The 15,920-nt window shown below is 66.9% G+C and carries 12 protein-coding genes; 3 read left to right on the top strand and 9 right to left on the bottom strand.

What is annotated here, in order from left to right; translation table 11 throughout:
- The first annotated feature begins 92 nt into the window (after window positions 1-92).
- Together RS84_RS18405 and RS84_RS18400 are read left to right on the top strand one after the other, a co-directional pair.
- Window positions 93-1,541, top strand: coding sequence for a glyceraldehyde-3-phosphate dehydrogenase (locus RS84_RS18405; protein WP_082062262.1), 1,449 nt, complete (start codon window positions 93-95; stop codon window positions 1,539-1,541).
- Window positions 1,542-1,569: 28 nt separating this feature from the next.
- Window positions 1,570-2,631 carry a winged helix DNA-binding domain-containing protein gene (locus RS84_RS18400; RefSeq protein ID WP_045259141.1) on the top strand — a complete coding sequence of 354 codons (1,062 nt, stop codon included), beginning with the start codon at window positions 1,570-1,572 and terminating at the stop codon, window positions 2,629-2,631.
- A 93-nt stretch (window positions 2,632-2,724) separates the two neighbouring features.
- Here RS84_RS18400 and RS84_RS18395 read toward each other — a convergent pair whose 3' ends face one another.
- Entirely contained in the window at window positions 2,725-4,167 is a 1,443-nt protein-coding gene (locus RS84_RS18395) for an XRE family transcriptional regulator (protein WP_045259140.1), read from the bottom strand.
- A gap of 112 nt (window positions 4,168-4,279) precedes the next feature.
- Here RS84_RS18395 and RS84_RS18390 point away from each other — a divergent pair, with 112 nt between their 5' ends.
- Window positions 4,280-6,142: a phosphoenolpyruvate carboxykinase (GTP) gene (locus RS84_RS18390; RefSeq protein WP_045259139.1), complete on the top strand. Its 1,863-nt coding sequence runs from the start codon at window positions 4,280-4,282 to the stop codon at window positions 6,140-6,142.
- Between the two features lie 287 nt (window positions 6,143-6,429).
- Here RS84_RS18390 and RS84_RS18385 read toward each other — a convergent pair whose 3' ends face one another.
- The 8 genes from RS84_RS18385 to RS84_RS18350 all read right to left on the bottom strand — a co-directional run bounded on the left by RS84_RS18385 (window position 6,430) and on the right by RS84_RS18350 (window position 15,887).
- Window positions 6,430-8,313, bottom strand: a complete 1,884-nt coding sequence (locus RS84_RS18385) for an ABC transporter ATP-binding protein (RefSeq protein WP_045259138.1) — start codon at window positions 8,311-8,313, stop codon at window positions 6,430-6,432.
- Between the two features lie 78 nt (window positions 8,314-8,391).
- Entirely contained in the window at window positions 8,392-8,598 is a 207-nt protein-coding gene (locus RS84_RS18380; RefSeq protein WP_045259137.1) for a hypothetical protein, read from the bottom strand.
- 159 nt (window positions 8,599-8,757) lie between these two features.
- On the bottom strand, window positions 8,758-9,807 hold the full coding sequence (locus RS84_RS18375; protein WP_045259136.1) for a LacI family DNA-binding transcriptional regulator: 1,050 nt from the start codon (window positions 9,805-9,807) through the stop codon (window positions 8,758-8,760).
- The gene (locus RS84_RS18370) at window positions 9,804-11,168 is read right to left on the bottom strand and encodes a glycoside hydrolase family 13 protein (protein ID WP_045259135.1); all 1,365 of its coding nucleotides are present in this window, start codon (window positions 11,166-11,168) and stop codon (window positions 9,804-9,806) included. Before RS84_RS18370 ends, RS84_RS18375 begins: the two co-directional genes overlap by 4 nt.
- A gap of 1 nt (window position 11,169) precedes the next feature.
- The gene (locus tag RS84_RS18365) at window positions 11,170-11,991 is read right to left on the bottom strand and encodes a carbohydrate ABC transporter permease (RefSeq protein WP_045259134.1); all 822 of its coding nucleotides are present in this window, start codon (window positions 11,989-11,991) and stop codon (window positions 11,170-11,172) included.
- The gene (locus RS84_RS18360; protein WP_235281533.1) at window positions 11,988-12,938 is read right to left on the bottom strand and encodes a carbohydrate ABC transporter permease; all 951 of its coding nucleotides are present in this window, start codon (window positions 12,936-12,938) and stop codon (window positions 11,988-11,990) included. Before RS84_RS18360 ends, RS84_RS18365 begins: the two co-directional genes overlap by 4 nt.
- An 8-nt stretch (window positions 12,939-12,946) precedes the next feature.
- A complete protein-coding gene (locus RS84_RS18355) occupies window positions 12,947-14,230 on the bottom strand; it encodes an ABC transporter substrate-binding protein (RefSeq protein ID WP_045259339.1) in 1,284 nt (427 codons plus the stop codon).
- Between the two features lie 55 nt (window positions 14,231-14,285).
- On the bottom strand, window positions 14,286-15,887 hold the full coding sequence (locus RS84_RS18350; protein WP_235281532.1) for an alpha-amylase family glycosyl hydrolase: 1,602 nt from the start codon (window positions 15,885-15,887) through the stop codon (window positions 14,286-14,288).
- Between the last annotated feature and the right edge of the window lie 33 nt (window positions 15,888-15,920).

The raw sequence follows: 15,920 nt of genomic DNA, 5'->3' as shown, positions 1-15,920 counted from the left end.
CGCGACCACGCGTACCCTGGGAGCACCCCCGATGCTCCACCCGGCGATTCCGCGCGCCGGCCACACTTCGGCGCGCGCTCACACATGCAAGGATGCAGATGACCGACGTACACGGCGAGAACTGGCTGGCCCGCGAAGAACTGGCAGAGCGGATGATCCCGCTCATCGGATCCCTGCGGCGGGAGCGCGATGTGATCACCTCGCTGCACGGCCACCGCCTGCTCGGGCTGTCGGCCACCGGCATCGTCGAGGTGCACGACAGGGTCGCCAGGCTGGGCCATGCCCCGCTCGCTCTCGAAGACACGCTCGCGGTGCTCGAAGCCGTGCACGCCCTCGCGCCCGGTGCGGCATCGATCGATGTGGCCCGGCTCGTCGGGGACCGTCCGGGCACGGGCGCCTCGCTCGAGGAGTACCTCGCAGAGGTGCTTGCTCCGGCATCCGGCGCCGTCGCGGCCGACCCCACCGACGTCGTGCTGTACGGCTTCGGTCGCATCGGGCGCCTGCTCGCCCGCATCCTGATCGCGCACACCGGCGGCGGCAGCGGCCTGCGCCTGCGCGCGATCGTCGTGCGCCGGGGATCGGAGAACGATCTGGTCAAGCGCGCCTCGCTCCTGCAGCGCGACTCGGTGCACGGGAGCTTCGCCGGCTCCGTGACGGTCGACGAGCAGGCCGAGCAGATCATCGCGAACGGCACGCGCATCCAGGTGATCTACTCCGACGACCCCGCCTCGATCGACTACGCCGCCTACGACATCCACGATGCGATCGTGGTCGACAACACCGGGCGCTGGCGCGATGAGGCCGGCCTCTCGCAGCACCTGCGCTCGAACGGCGTCGCCCGCGTGCTGCTGACCGCGCCGGGGAAGAGCCCGCTCAAGAACATCGTGCACGGCATCAACCACGATCGCGTGGAGGAGTCCGACCGCATCCTCTCGGCTGCATCGTGCACGACCAACGCGATCACGCCTGTGCTCGCCGCGATCGACGAGGCGTACGGCGTCGTCAAGGGGCACGTCGAGACCGTGCACTCGTTCACGAACGACCAGAACCTCATCGACAACTTCCACAAAGGCGATCGCCGGGGCCGCTCGGCCGTGCTGAACATGGTCATCACCGAGACCGGTGCCGCCAAGGCGGTGTCGAAGGCGCTGCCGCAGCTCGAAGGCAGGCTCACCGGCAGCTCGATCCGCGTGCCCACGCCCGACGTCTCGCTCGCGGTGCTGCACCTGACGATCGAGCGTCCCGCGACCAAGGCGCAGGTCAACGACTACCTTCGCCGGGTGTCGCTGCACTCGAAGCTGCGTCAGCAGATCGACTACGTGGAGTCGCCCGAGGTCGTCTCCACCGACTTCGTCGGCTCGCATCGCGCGGGGATCGTCGACGGCCTCGCGACGATCGCCGACGACGACACCCTCATCCTCTACGTCTGGTACGACAACGAGTTCGGCTACTCGTGCCAGGTCATCCGCGTGCTCGAGACCATGGCGGGCTCGCACCCGGTTGTGCTGCCGACCCGGCGCGAGGTCACGCTCGAGGGGTGATGTCCGATGCGCAGGGCATCATGGTGTCATGACGCCCAGCGCTCTGCTCTCCGAACGGCTGCGATCGCATCGCCTCACAGCTCCGGCTCGATCGGTGACGGATGCCGCTGCGCACATGCTCGCGGTGCAGAGCCAGGAGTTCCTGGGCGGGCGATGGGCGCTCGGCATCCGCTCCTCCGGATCGCCGACCCTTTCGGCGGTCGATCGCGCGTTCGCGCGGGGTGAGCTCGTGCGGTCGTGGACCATGCGCGGCACGCTGCACATCATCCCCGCCGCCGATCTGCGCTGGGTTCTCTCGGTCACCGGTGCCCGCCAGCGCCAGCAGGCTGCCGGCCGGCACCGTCAGCTCGGCATCGACGCCGAGGTGCTGGCGCGCGTGACACGCGCTCTGCGCGAGAAGCTCGCCGACGGCGGCCGCACCAGGGCGCAGCTGTTCGATGACATCCAGCAGCTCGGCATCGATCCGTCCGGGCAGCGGGGAGTGCACATCATCGGGGCGCTGTGTATCGATGCCGTGCTCGTGCAGGGTCCGGTCGTCGCGCGCGACGGCGCGGTCGGGCGCGAGCAGCTGTTCGTCCTCGCCGACGAGCATGTTCCGGAGGCGGCCGTGCCCGATGACCCGGCGGCCGAGATGTTCGTGCGCTACATCGACGGGCACGGTCCTGCCGGTGCCGCGGACTTCGCCTGGTGGTCGGGCCTGACGCTGGGGGCCGCGCGTGAGGCGGTCGAGCGCGGCCGGCACCGCGTGGTCGAGGTGTCCGAGGGTCTCTTCGTGTCTGCGTCGCGCCCGCGTCGCGCCTCGGGCGGCGACGCCGTGCGTGCACTGCCGATGTTCGACGAGTACTACATCTCCTACGCCGACCGCACACCGGTCGCCGATGCCGAGGCGATGACCCGCATCGGTCCTGGCAAGAACGGCATGGTGCGAGCGAGCCTGCTGGCCGACGGCCGCATCGTCGGAGCGTGGACGCACTCGGCCGCCGTGGGAAAGCACCGGGACATCCCGATCGCAGAGCCCTTCGACCCTTCGCTCGATCCGGAGGCCGTCGCCGCCGCACTCCGACGCTACAGCGACTTCGTCAGCGGCTGACGGGGACGGCCGCGGCGTCGCGGCGCGCTGCCGGGCGTCGGCGTCTCGTCCCGCGGGAGAGCCGCGCGACGCGATGAACGACCGCGTTGCGACTCAGCCGTCGGCGTGCCGCAGGAGGAAGTTGTACACCTCGTTGTCGTCCACCCCGGGGAAGGCGCCACGGGGGAGCGGCGAGAACATGTGCGTGTGCACGCGCGCGCTGGGCCACGCCTTTCCCTGCCATCGTTCGGCGAGATCGGCCGGCGGACGCCGGCAGCAGGATTCGTCCGGGCACGTCGACACGGCCCGATCCGCCGTCTCGCGTCCCCGCCACCAGCGCGCGTCGTCGAAGGGCACGCCCACGGTCACCGAGAACTCGCCCTCGCTCGACGAGCCCGTCTGCGTCGAGCACCAGAAGGTTCCCGAGGGGGTGTCGGTGTACTGGTGGTGCTCGACCGTGCGGTTCTGCTGCGTGAACGCGGCGCGCGCCTGGAACCTGCGGCACACGCGCTGCCCCTCGACCGCTCCGGTGACATCCATCGGCAGAGGAAGGTCGTCGTTCTCGTACACGCGCGTGATGGCGCCCGTCTCGTCCACGCGCAGGAAGTGCAGAGGCATGCCGAGGTGCTGCGTGACCAGGTTCGTCATCCGCATGCCCGCCGCCTCGTGCGTCACGCCGAACGCATCGCGGAAGTCCTCGACGGCGAGATTGCGGTCCTTCTTCGCCTGCTGCAGGAAGGTGACGGATGCCGTCTCCGGCATCAGGCAGGACGCGGCGAAGTAGTTGATCTCGAGCCGCTGCTGCAGGAAGTCGGCGTAGGAGGTGGGAGGGCGGTGACCCAGCAGCCGGTGCGCCATCGCCTGGAGCGCCATCGAGCGCAGACCGTGACCGCCGGGAATCGAGGCGGGCGGCAGGTAGATGCGCCCGTTCTCGAGGTCGGTGACCGATCGTGTCGAGTGAGGCAGGTCACTGACGTAGATGAGCTCGAAGCCGAGCTTCTCGGCCATGATGCTCACGGTGCGGTGGGTGAGAGCGCCCTGCACGTGGCCGGCGGCGCGAAGCTGCTTCTCTGCCAGCTTCTCGATGTCGGGGAGGTAGTTGTTCTGCGAGCGCATCCGCAACCGCAGCTCTGTGTTGGCGCGGCGGGCCTCTTCGGGGGTCGCGATCGCTTCGCGCTCTCGGCGCTGCAGCTCGCGATGCAGTCCGAGCAGCGACTCGATCGTCTCGTCGCTCATGCCCTTCGTGACGCGCACGGGCGCGATGCCCAGCTGCCGGAACACCGGACTCTCCTGCGCGCGCTCGAGCTCGATCTCCAGAGCTGCGCGCTTGTTCGGCGGCTCGCCTGAGATCAGGTCGGTGACCTCGGTGTGCGTCGCGTGAGCGATCGCCTGCAGCAGTGACAGCTTCGGCTCGCGCTTGCCGTTCTCGATCAGGCTGAGCTGGGAGCCCGCGACGCCGACCAGCGCACCGAGCTCGTCGAGCGTGAACCCGTTCTCGAGCCGATGGTGGCGGATGCGGTGACCGAGAGTCGTGAGATGGATGCCGGAGGGAGCCATTCCTTGATCTTAGCGAAAGAATTGGCATTCTTATCGACGCGATTGACCGAAAGTCGCCCGAGAGTCAGAAGAAGATGGGTGTACCGGCCCCCACTTCAAAGGAGCACCAGTCATGGCGATCGCCGAAGTCTTCACCCCCCGCGCAGCATCCGTCGCCCCCGTGCGCACGTTCGGGGCGGCACCGACCTATGACACCCCCGCCATGGCGGAGCTGGCCGAGTGGGTCGACGAGATCGCCGCGCTGACGCAGCCTGCTCGCATCCACTGGGTCGACGGCTCGCGCGCCGAGAACGACTGGCTGCTGCGCGGCCTGGTCGACGAGGGCAAGCTCATCAAACTCAACCCGGAATGGCGCCCCGGATCTTACCTGGCACGCTCGCACCCCAGCGACGTCGCCCGCACGGAAGGGCGCACGTTCATCTCCTCCGAGCGCGAGGAAGACGCCGGCCCCACGAACAACTGGGCGCCGCCGGCTGAGATGCGTCAGAAGATGACCGAGATCTTCGAGGGCTCGATGCGCGGCCGCACGATGTACGTCGTGCCGTTCTCGATGGGCCCGGTCGGCGGACCGCTGTCGCACATCGGCGTTCAGGTCACCGACAGCGCATACGCGGTCGCCTCGATCGGGATCATGACGCGCGTAGGCGACGCCGTGACCCGGCAGATCGCCGATGGCGCTCCGTGGGTCAAGACCGTGCACTCGGTCGGCGCCCCGCTCGCCGATGGCGAGCCCGACGTCGAGTGGCCCTGCAACGACGAGAAGTACATCGTGCACTTCCCTGAGACTCTCGAGGTCTACTCCTTCGGCTCCGGTTACGGAGGCAACGCGATCCTCGCGAAGAAGTGCTTCGCCCTGCGCATCGCCTCGGTCATCGCCCGCGACGAGGGCTGGCTCGCCGAGCACATGCTGCTCATCCGCGTGATCTCGCCGGAGGGCAAGGCGTTCCACGTGGCGGCCGCCTTCCCGTCGGCGTGCGGCAAGACGAACCTCGCGATGCTTCGCCCCACGATCCCGGGGTGGAAGGTCGAGACCCTCGGCGACGACATCGCCTGGATCCGCCCTGGTGAGGACGGTCGCATGTGGGCCATCAACCCCGAGGCCGGCTTCTTCGGCGTCGCTCCCGGCACCGGCGAGTCCACGAACGTCACCGCGGTCGAGACCCTGTGGGGCAACACGATCTTCACGAACGTGGCGCTGCGGCCTGACGGCGATGTGTGGTGGGAGGGCCTGACCGACCAGGCGCCTGCGAACCTCATCGACTGGGAAGGCAACGAGTGGACGCCCGACTCGGGGCGTCCCGCGGCGCACCCGAACTCCCGCTTCACGGTCTCTGCGGCGCAGTGCCCGCAGATCTCTGAGGACTGGGAGTCGGCCGTTCCGCTCGATGTGATCCTGTTCGGCGGGCGCCGGGCGTCGAACGTTCCGCTCGTCGTCGAGGCGACCGACTGGACTCATGGTGTCTTCCTCGGATCGAACATCTCGTCCGAGCGCACGGCGGCCGCCGAGGGCACGGTCGGCGAGCTGCGACGCGACCCGTTCGCGATGCTTCCGTTCTGCGGCTACAACATGGCCGACTACTTCGGTCACTGGCTGAAGGTCGGGCGCAGCCTGCGCTTCGACCGTGCCCCGCGGATCTTCCAGGTGAACTGGTTCCGCCGTGGTGAAGACGGCCGGTTCCTGTGGCCCGGATTCGGCGACAACTCGCGTGTCGTCGACTGGATCATCCGCCGCGTCTCCGGCGAGGTCGGCGCCGTGGACAGCCCGATCGGCCGCCTGCCCATCGTCTCGGACCTCAACCTCGATGGCCTCGACATCCCCGCGGAAGATCTCGACGAGCTGTTCTCGGTCGACGCGGAGGCGTGGAAGACCGAGGCCGATCTGACCGAGGAGTTCTACGACACCTTCGGAGACAAGCTGCCGGCCGCACTGCGCGCCGAACTGGCATCGCTGCGGTACCGCCTGGCGAACGCCTGACACAGACGGGGCGCCGGCATCGGGGGATACGGCGCCCTTCCACCCCGCGAGGCGGGATGCTCGAGACGAACCCATGGCTGAGTGGTCTCGGGCATCCCGCCTTCGCGTCTCCCGCCGCGGCGAGTGAGTTCGCTCCCGTGTCGCCGAGACCCCCACATGTTGCCGAGACCCCCAGTTACAGCTGGGGGTCTCGGCAACAGCAGGGGGTCTCGGCGACCGAAGGCCGTGAGGCGGCCGAGCGGGACGGATGCCGGGTGCGGCAGCCCGAGGTCGGCGCCGGGCCGTGCTCAGGCGAGCAGCTGGTGCCTGGCGAGGTCTCGATACAGGGGAGTGGTCTCGACGAGCTCCGCGTGGGTGCCCTGGCCGACCACGACACCGTCCTGCAGCACGACGATCACGTCGCTGTCCACGACGGTCGACAGCCGGTGCGCGATCACCACGAGCGTGCGATCGGTCGATACTGCGTCGATCGCCTCGCGCATGCGCTGCTCGTTCACGCCGTCGAGGGAGGAGGTGGATTCGTCGAGCAGCAGGATCGGCGCGTCGGTGAGCAGGGCCCGGGCGATCGCCAGCCGCTGGCGCTCTCCGCCTGACAGCATCACTCCGTCTTCGCCGACCGGGGCGTCGAGCCCGAGCGGGTTGCGCTCGAGGACATCGCCGAGGTTCACGGCACGGAGCACGCGCTCGCAGTCGGCATCGGATGCCGTCGGCGATGCGAGCCGCAGATTGTCGGCCAAAGTGCCAGCGAGGGTCGGAGCGTCCTGCTCCACGTACCCGAAGTGCGCGCGCAGCTCGTCTCGCGGATACGTGCGCGCGTCGTGGCCGTGCAGCCGGATCGAGCCGCCGGTGGGGTCGTAGAAGCGCTCGACCAGCGAGAGGATGGTGCTCTTGCCGGCGCCGCTGGGTCCCACCAGTGCCACGCGCGAGCCACGGGGCACGGTGAAGGACACACCGCGGAGCACTTCCCGCTCAGGGGCGGACTCCACGTCGTCAGCGGGATCGAGGTGCGCGTCGGCGAGGAGCGTCCGCGCCTCTCTCGCCGCCTTCTCTCTCGCCGCGACGACGTTCTCGGGGTAACGGAAGCGCACGTCTCGGAACTCCAGCGCGGGGGCGTCGACAGATGCGGCTTCGCGGGGAAGGGCAGCGGCGATCTCGGCATCCGCCTGATCCTCGCGGGGCAGATCGAGGACCTCCTGGATGCGCCCGAGGGCGCCGAGCGCCTGGTTCACCGAGGTGATCGCCCCGAAGGTGGTCGCCAGCGGCATCACGAGCATGAACAGGAACATGATGAACGTGATCAGAGACGCGATCTCGATGGTCCCCGCGGCCACCCGGAACCCGCCGACGCCGAGGACGACGAGCAGCGACAGCTGCAGTGCGATGCCGGCGACCGGCACGACGAGGGACGAGATCTTCGCGATGCGCACGCCGATGCCGTAGGCGTCGGCGGCGAGAGCCGACACTGCGGCGGTCTCGCGTTCGGTGGCGCCCGACGCGCGCACGGTGCGGATCGAGCCGACGGCGCGCTCGACGCCGGACGCCAGTTCTCCGACCTTGACCTGCTGCTCGGTCGAGGCGGTGCGGATGCGGCCGCTGAGGGCGACGACCACGGTCACGGATGCTCCGATCACGACGATGATGAGCAGGAGCAGCACAGGGTCGATCAGGAGCATCGCGATCAGAGCGCCCAGGAACAGGATCGCGCTGCCGACGGCATCCGCCAGTCCCTGGGTGAGCACGGCGTAGAGCAGAGTGGTGTCGGTGCCGACGCGCGACACGAGGTCGCCTGTGCGCCGCGCGTCGAACTCGCTGATCGGCAGGTGCAGGATGCGTGCGATGAGCTTGCGCCTGCTCGAGTGCACGACCGCGGTGCCCGTGCGTTGCAGCAGATAGTGCTGGTATCCCGAGAGGACCGACGAGACCACGACGAAGCCGATGAGCAGCCAGATCAGGATGCCGAGCCCGCTGTCGGACTGCACGGCCTGGATGACTTGACCGACGAGCAGCGGCTGCACGAGCGAGGTCGCGGCACCGGCGACGCTGAGGATCGCGACGACGATCAGCGTCCTCTTGTGCTCGAACAGGAAGGGGAGGAGCTGGCGGAAGGTGGCGCGCGGGCCGTCCTGCTGCGCGCCGCGCCTCAGGCGGCGGGATGTCGCCGTGCTGGACATGCGGAACCTCGTTCTGGAGATGTGTACTTCGACCGTACTCGCGGCCGTGACGGATTCTGTGGGTGGGCTGAGTGCCCGTCAGCGATGGCCGAATCGGCGATGGGCGGCCTGCTTGGTCACGCCGAGCGCGCTCGCGATCGCCTGCCAGGAGTAGCCGAGATTGCGGGCTCTGCGCACCTGGGTCTCTTCTGCTCGTACGAGCTCCTGGCGGAGCGCCGCGAGGCGGTGCAGCTCGGAGAGCGGCTCTCCGCCTTCGGCCTGCGTTACGGCCGCGGATGTGGTCATGTCGAACCTCCTATCGTCAATCTTCGTTGACGCGCGCATGGCTGTCAACAGGGGTTGACGATAGTTGGCACGAGGGATCACGACCTCGGCGTCGCGGCATCCGACTTGTGTCGAATCCGGCGAAGCTGTGCCGACCGTAGCGCTGTGACGCAGAGGCGGTTACTCAGATGGCGCAGGGCCGGTCGAGCCGCGCAGCAGCAATGTCGTGCTGAGGCGCTGCTGATGGTCGCGAGACGGTGATTCCCCAGCAATCGCCTCGACGAGGTACTCCGCGGCAAGCCGCCCCTTCGTCGCGATCGGCTGGCGGATGGTGGTGAGGGCCGGACTGATCCAGCTCGCTTCGATGAGATCGTCGAACCCGCTGACCGAAAGCTCGCCCGGCACGTCCACGCCTGCTTCGCGCGCGGCGTCGATGATGCCGAGGGCGATGATGTCGCTGAACGCGACCATTGCCGTCGGCCGGGCATCCGCGCCCCAGAGCTGGCGGAACGCCGCCGCTCCTCCCGACCTCGTGCACGGCACCTCGATGATGGCGATGCCGTCGCTCTCGGTGGTCAGGCCGACAGCGGCGAGACCTTCCGCGGCGCCCTGCATCCGACGCAGGACCGGCCCCTTCCAGTTGCGGTAGCCGCCCGAGGTCCCCGTCTCGAACGCGACGAATGCGATCCGCCGGTGCCCCATGGCAAGCAGGTGCCTCACGAGCTCCGCGATTCCCTCGCTGTCGTCGATCTCGACGCTCGGTACGTCGTCGTGCAACTCGCTGTCGACGAGAACGAAGGGGATATCGCGCTGACGGAGCGCCATCACTTCTCCGCGGTCGTACTCGAGCCCGCTGACGATGAATCCGTCGACGGCCGCGTAGGGGATGGCCTTGAGCATCGAGCCGCGAAGCGGTGGTGCCAGGAGCAGTGTGAAGCCTTCACGCTGACACGTCTGGCCGATCCCCTGGAGGAAGAGCGAGTAATACGGGTTCTCCAGAACCTTGTCGAGCTGCTGGGGGAGCAGGAGACCCAGGCTGTCGGTGCGGCGCGTACGCAGCATCCGCGCCGCGGGATCCTGCGAGAAACCGAGTTCGGCGGCCGCGTTGAGGATGTTCTGAAGAGTGGCCTCCGACAGTTTCTTGGAGTCGTTGAACGCGAGAGACACCGCCGACTTCGATACGTTCGCTCGATCTGCCACATCCTGCATGGTGGCGCGGCGAGTCCTCATACCGGCTCCTTTCCCGACATCAGCATCAATGTCGAACACTCCGCGATGCGACACCTGCCGTCGTCATCAGGCACGGCGCCGATCGGGAGCCACGGGCCCATCGGGATTGCTTCAAGGTCGATGTCGATCCCTGGCCCGCGGTGCGCGACGACGGCGACTCGCTCGTCCTCGTGGGCGCGCACCAGAACGATCGTATCCGCGTCCAGTGCAGTGACCGACTGCACGCCGCGCCGAAGCGCGATGTGCTCCGCCCGACGCGTGCCGAGAAGCTTGATGTGCGCCAGGATCTCCTGGTTCCATTCGCCTTCATCCCACCTCATCGCGCCACGGCAGCCCGGGTCGTTGTCGCCCTGCATGCCGACTTCGTCGCCGTAGTACATCATCGGTGCGCCCTCGGCGCTGTGCAGCAGATCGTAGGCGAGCAGTGCGCCGGCGACATCTCCGTGATGCCTAGTGAGTACACGTTCGGTGTCATGGCTACCGAGGAGGTTGAGCATGCCTGCGTGGAATCCGTCGGGGATCCGAGCCCGGAGAGCGGCCGCTCCTTTGGCGAAGGAGAAGGCATCGATCGACCGATCCGCCGTGAACCCGAGGATGAGGTCGCGCAGCGTGTAGTTCATGGTGCCGTCGGCGAGATCGCCCTGGAGCCACTCCTCGGGATCTCGCCATTCCTCCGCGACGATGTACGCCTGCGGATCCACCGATTTCACGACGGAGCGGAACTCTCGCCAGAAATTGTGATTGATGAAGTACGGCACATCGAGGCGCCAGCCGTCGATGCCCTGCTCCAGCCAGAAGCGAGCGACATCGAAGTGGTGTGCGCGCACCTCGGGGTTGTACGCGTTCCACTTCGGAAGGTAGTAGCACCCCGAACAGGTGCGGTAGTTGGGCTCTGGATGGGGGCTGACGGGGAAGCTCTCCACGGAGAACCAGTTCACGTACCTCGATTCCGCCTCGTGCTCGACGACATCTCGAAATGCCCAGTGACCGTCACCGCAATGGTTGAGCACGGCGTCGAGCACAACGCGGATACCCCGGCGGTGGGCTTCGTCGAGAAACGCCTTGAAGGTGCTGAGATCGCCCAGTCGGTGATCGATCTTGAAGTAGTCGACGGCATCGTATCGATGGTTGGTGTTCGCCTCGAAGACGGGCGTCAAGTAGATGGCATTCGCCCCGAGCGACTCGATGTGATCCAGATGGTCAATGATCCCCTGGAGGTCGCCGCCGAAGAAGTTGTCACGCGTCGGCACCGAGTTCCAGGGAACGACATCGTCAGGGTCCAGTGCGGGGTCTCCGTTTGCGAACCGCTCCGGGAATATCTGGTAGAAGCTCGCGTCGGCGAGCCAGTCGGGTACGTTCATATCAATCCTTCATTCCGGTGGAGGCTATGCCGCGAACGAGCGCGCGCTGAAAGAACAAGAAGACGACGATGCTCGGAATCGTCGCGGTGAGGGTGCCGGCCATCAGGTAATTCCACGAGGTTCCGTACCGGCCGACGAAAGCAGACAGTCCGATCTGCACGGTCCTGTGCTCATCGACGTTCGTCACGAGCAACGGCCAGAGGAAGTCGTTCCAGGCGAAGAGGAAGCTGAAGATCGCGAGCGTCGCGAACGCAGGGGTGGACAGCGGGACGACTATGCGGAAGAACGTCCCGATCCGACTGCATCCGTCGATGCGCGCGGCATCTTCGAGCTCTGAAGGCAGCGACGCGAAGTACTGCCGGAGCAGGACGATGCCGAACACATCCGCGAGGCGCGGGACGATGAGTCCCGCATACGAGTCGATCCATCCGAGGTCGGCCACGATCGAGTAGGCGGGGATGATCGTGACGAAGGTCGGAATCATCAGTGCGGCGAGAAGCAGCATGAATATCGTGTTCCGCAACGGGAAGCGCAGCCTGGCGAAGGCGTACGCCGACAGCGCGTCGAGCACGAGATGACCCGCCACGATGCCGACGGCCATCACGACGCTGTTCAGGTAGTACTGACCGAAGGGCGCGGACTCCCACGCCCGCACGTAGTTCTCCCAATGCCACGACGTGGGGAGCAAGGACGTGTTCGTGTACGTCTCGGATCGCGACAGCAGGGAGGTGGTGAACATCCACAGGAACGGGGCGATTACCGCCAGGGAGCCTGCCACGAGAATGCCATGGCGGGCGAGGGCCATCCCGGTCGACGGTCTCATCGTTCGTCCTTTCCCGTACCGCTCGCGCGCCACTGGACGAGCGTGACCCCCAGTACCAGGAAGAGCGTCACGAAGGCGATCGCCGTTCCGTAGCCGAAGTCGCCCAGGCGGAATGCCTGCCGGTACATGAACATCCCGAGGACGTCCGTGCCGCCGCGCGGCCCTCCCTCGGTCAGCATGTAGACGAGATCGAACGCCTGAAAACTCGTGATCAGAGCCTGGACGACGACGAAGAAGGTCATCGGACGCAACAGGGGAACCGTGATCAGACGAACGCGCTGCCACGCGTTGGCGCCATCGAGGTGGGCTGCTTCGAACACGCCAGCGGGGAGCGCCTGCATCGCTGTGAGGTACAGCACCGCGTTGAAACCGATGTTCTTCCACACGGTCAGCAGTGTCAGAGCTCCGAGCGCGAGCCATCGGTCCTGCAGCCAGTCCGGACCATCGATGCCCACTTGTGCGAGAACGGAGTTCACGAATCCGGCCGGGTCAAGCATGTACTTCCAGACGATGGCCGCAGCGACCGAGGACGTGACTGCGGGAAGGAAGTAGATGCCGCGGTACAGCCCGCGCCCGCGCAGAGGCGCATCGAGGAGCAGAGCGACGACCAAGCCCGTGGCGACGCTGAGGACGCAGACGCCGAAGGCATAGATGGCGGTGACCGTCAAGCTGTTACAGAACTCTGGATCCTGCGCGAGGCGCACGTAGTTGTCGAGGCCGATGAACTCCTTGACCGGCGAGAAGCCGTTCCACGAGGTCAGGCTGATCTGGGCCGCCGCGATGATCGGGTAGAAGACGAAGACGCCGAGGACGATCAGGGCCGGCGCGAGGAAGAGCGCGGCCGTGGCGACCTGATCGCGTTCGTAACGAGGTCGATGGACGATTCTCTGACCGTCGGGTGACAGGCGCACCCGACGGTCAGTTCCGGAACCGGTGGAGAAGAACACGCGAGTCGTCAACCCTTGTCGATCACGGCGTTCACCGCGGCTTCTGCCTTGTCGAGCGCCTCACTGACACTGGTCTCGCCGGCGAGCGCCTTCTCGATCTCTGTCGCGAACGCCAGGGAGATCTGCGGGTAGAGCGGCGTGTTCGGCCGGGCGTGGGCGTCAGCCATCTGCTCGACGAACGGACGCAGGCGCGGCTCGGTTGAGTCGACCCAGTCGAGGTAGTCCGTGCCTGTGGCGACGGAGCTCAGCACGGGCAGCATGCCGGTCTTCTCGCTCCAGGCGGTCACCTGGTCGGGTTCCAAGAACCACGCAAGGAAGTCGGATGCCGCGGCAGTCTCCTTGTCCGAATTGTCGAAGATCATGGCCTGCTCACCGCCGAGGTTGGTCGCGGCATGCCCGTCCGTGGGGTAGGGGGCTTTGGCGACCCCGAACTCGAAGGGCGGGTCAGCCGCCCAGATGCCCACCATCCAGGAGCCCTCCTGCGCGGATCCGCCCTGTCCTTTCTCGAACTCGCCCCACTTCGCGTATGGGCTCACACCGGAGTCGATCAGATCGACCCAGAACTGCACGGCCTCGGCGCCTTCAGGAGTGTTGAACGCGGCAGCCGAGTTGTCGTCGTTGAGGAACTCGCCGCCCGCCTGCCACAGATTCACCTGGAAGTTCCACGTGAGTCCCTCGCCGCTGTCGCCGGCCTGAGTGAACAGGTCGTACCCCGGCTTGCCGGTCTTCTCGAGAATCGTGCGACCTGTGCTGATGAGGTCGTCCCACGTCGTCGGGGGATTCTCGGGGTCCAGGCCCGCCTCGGTGAACAAAGTCTTGTTGTACATGTACGCGAGGTTGTTCGCCGAGACGGGAACAGAGACCTGGGCGCCGCCGATGTTGCCGAACGACGTCAGAGCGGGGTTGATGTCAGCCAGAGTCGACGAAGGAAGGGTCTTCGACAGATCGGCGAGTCCGCCCATCTGCTCGATCTGAGGCACCCAGATCAGGTCCCCGATCGCGATGTCGGGCAGTGTGCGCGACGTGGCCGACGCCCTGAGCTTCGTCAGGAAGTCGGCGTTCGGGACGTTCGAGGCGGAGATCTTCACGTCCGGGTGAGCGTCGTTGTACTCGGCGACCATGGCATCGAAGGTGTCTGCGTTGGTGCCGTCCCAGTAGTGCCAGATCGTGACTTCCGTCGGCGACGTGCCCTCAGAGGGACTGCTGCAGCCGGCGAGTGCGAGCATGAACGCCGAGCCGACGGCGGCGGCCGCTACGAGGCGACCGGCAGGGTGTGCGGTGGAGAAAAGCATCATTGCTCCTTCTTGTTCGAGTGGATGGTGTGTAGAAATCGACGAATGGCGGGTGTCATGAGCGGAACCACGTGGTCGAGTCAGGGGCGACACCGACGGTGGTCGGCGACGTGCCGACGACCGGCGTGAGCACAGGCCAGGCATCGGGAATTGTGAATGGCTGCGATGGGTGGAAGTTCGTCACGCAGACGGCGTCACCGCGCGAGAATGCGATGACATCGTGACGCTCGGTGTCCCACCATTCCAACGGAGATTCAGCGGGAAACAGCTCGCGTCGCGCTGCGATGAGCGCCGTATACGTGTGCAGAGTCGATGCGCGGTTCTCCTCCTGCTCGCTTCGTGCGTATCGGGCGAACCATTCCGGCTGCGGGAGCCACGCCGAAATGTGCTCCGCGCTGGAGAAGCCGAACGCCGGTCCGCTGGAACGCCACGGCAGCGGCACACGGCAACCGTCCCTTCCGAGCTCTTTCCCGCCCGACCGAATCCAGATGGGATCCTGTCGCGCTTCCGCTGGAAGGTCGAAAACCTCCGGCAAGCCGAGCTCCTCACCCTGGTAGAGATACGGCGTTCCGGGAAGCGCGAGCATCAGCCCTGCGGCGGCCCGGGCCCTTCGCTCGCCACGGATGAGATCGACCTCGCCTGTACGGCGCGCGGCGGCGATCTTGTCTGCCGAATCCGGCGAGGCAAGCACCTGAGCCTGTCCGTAGCGAGTGGCGGCCCTGTGCACGTCATGGTTCGACAGCGTCCACGCCGGGAGTCCGGTGGGAGAGAGCCTCAATCCGGTGTCGATGGCATCCCGCATGTGCGGAGCGCTCCACGGCTGGATGAGAAGGTCAAAGGTAAACGCCTGATGCATCTCGTCGGGGCGGAGATAGGACGCGAGGCGATCCGCGGTCGGCACCCATACTTCACCGACCAGGTAGCGGGCCGGTTCTACGTCTGCGATGGCTCGCCACCTCCGGAAGATGTCGTGCACCTCCGGCCGGTCCCACATCGCCTCGTTGTGGCCACCGGTTCCGTCATCCGCACCGGGCCAGTCCGGAAGGCCATCTGCTTTGATATGGCCGTGAGCCACGTCGATGCGGAAGCCGTCGACGCCCCGGTCGAACCAGAATCGAAAGATGCGGTCGAACTCATCGGCGACCTCTGGGTTGCGCCAGTTGAAATCAGGTTGACCGGAGTCGAAGGAGTGGAGGTACCACTGGCCGGCCGATCCGTCGGCCTCGGTCACCCTGGTCCACGCGGGCCCTCCGAACACGCTCTGCCAGTTGTTCGGTGGCTGGCTTCCGTGGTCGCCCCGTCCATCGCGGAACAAGAATCGGTCGCGTGCCGCACTTCCAGGTGCAGAACGGATCGCTTCCTGAAACCAGGCGTGTTCCGTCGAACAGTGGTTGGCGACCATGTCCATGATCACGCGCAGACCGAGCCGATGCGCCTCACGCACCATCTCGACGAACTCTTGAAGGGTGCCGTAGGCGGGATCGACGTTCCTGTAATCGGCGATGTCGTATCCGTGGTCCCGCTGCGGCGAGGCGTAGCAGGGGTTGAGCCATATCGCGTCGCATCCGAGATCGGCGATCGAGGGAAGCCCCTCTCGCAGGCCCAGCAGGTCGCCGATGCCGTCGCCGTTGCCGTCTTTGAAGGAGCGGAGGTACACCTGGTAGACGACCGCATCACGCCACCATTCGGC

Source organism: Microbacterium hydrocarbonoxydans, from assembly GCF_000956475.1.
In the GTDB taxonomy this organism is placed as follows: Bacteria; Actinomycetota; Actinomycetes; order Actinomycetales; family Microbacteriaceae; genus Microbacterium; species Microbacterium hydrocarbonoxydans_A.
Note: the sequence above shows the minus strand (reverse complement) of the source record. Positions and strands in the feature narration are given on the sequence as shown.

What these genes read in the sequence shown, in the direction of transcription:
- RS84_RS18390 (WP_045259139.1), top strand. Translation starts at nt 4,280, where the DNA reads ATGGCGATCGCCGAAGTCTTCACCCCCCGCGCAGCATCCGTCGCCCCC.
- RS84_RS18370 (WP_045259135.1), bottom strand. Translation starts at nt 11,168, where the DNA reads ATGAACGTACCCGACTGGCTCGCCGACGCGAGCTTCTACCAGATATTC.
- RS84_RS18385 (WP_045259138.1), bottom strand. Translation starts at nt 8,313, where the DNA reads ATGTCCAGCACGGCGACATCCCGCCGCCTGAGGCGCGGCGCGCAGCAG.
- RS84_RS18375 (WP_045259136.1), bottom strand. Translation starts at nt 9,807, where the DNA reads ATGAGGACTCGCCGCGCCACCATGCAGGATGTGGCAGATCGAGCGAAC.
- RS84_RS18380 (WP_045259137.1), bottom strand. Translation starts at nt 8,598, where the DNA reads ATGACCACATCCGCGGCCGTAACGCAGGCCGAAGGCGGAGAGCCGCTC.
- RS84_RS18365 (WP_045259134.1), bottom strand. Translation starts at nt 11,991, where the DNA reads ATGAGACCGTCGACCGGGATGGCCCTCGCCCGCCATGGCATTCTCGTG.
- RS84_RS18405 (WP_082062262.1), top strand. Translation starts at nt 93, where the DNA reads ATGCAGATGACCGACGTACACGGCGAGAACTGGCTGGCCCGCGAAGAA.
- RS84_RS18400 (WP_045259141.1), top strand. Translation starts at nt 1,570, where the DNA reads ATGACGCCCAGCGCTCTGCTCTCCGAACGGCTGCGATCGCATCGCCTC.
- RS84_RS18395 (WP_045259140.1), bottom strand. Translation starts at nt 4,167, where the DNA reads ATGGCTCCCTCCGGCATCCATCTCACGACTCTCGGTCACCGCATCCGC.
- RS84_RS18355 (WP_045259339.1), bottom strand. Translation starts at nt 14,230, where the DNA reads ATGCTTTTCTCCACCGCACACCCTGCCGGTCGCCTCGTAGCGGCCGCC.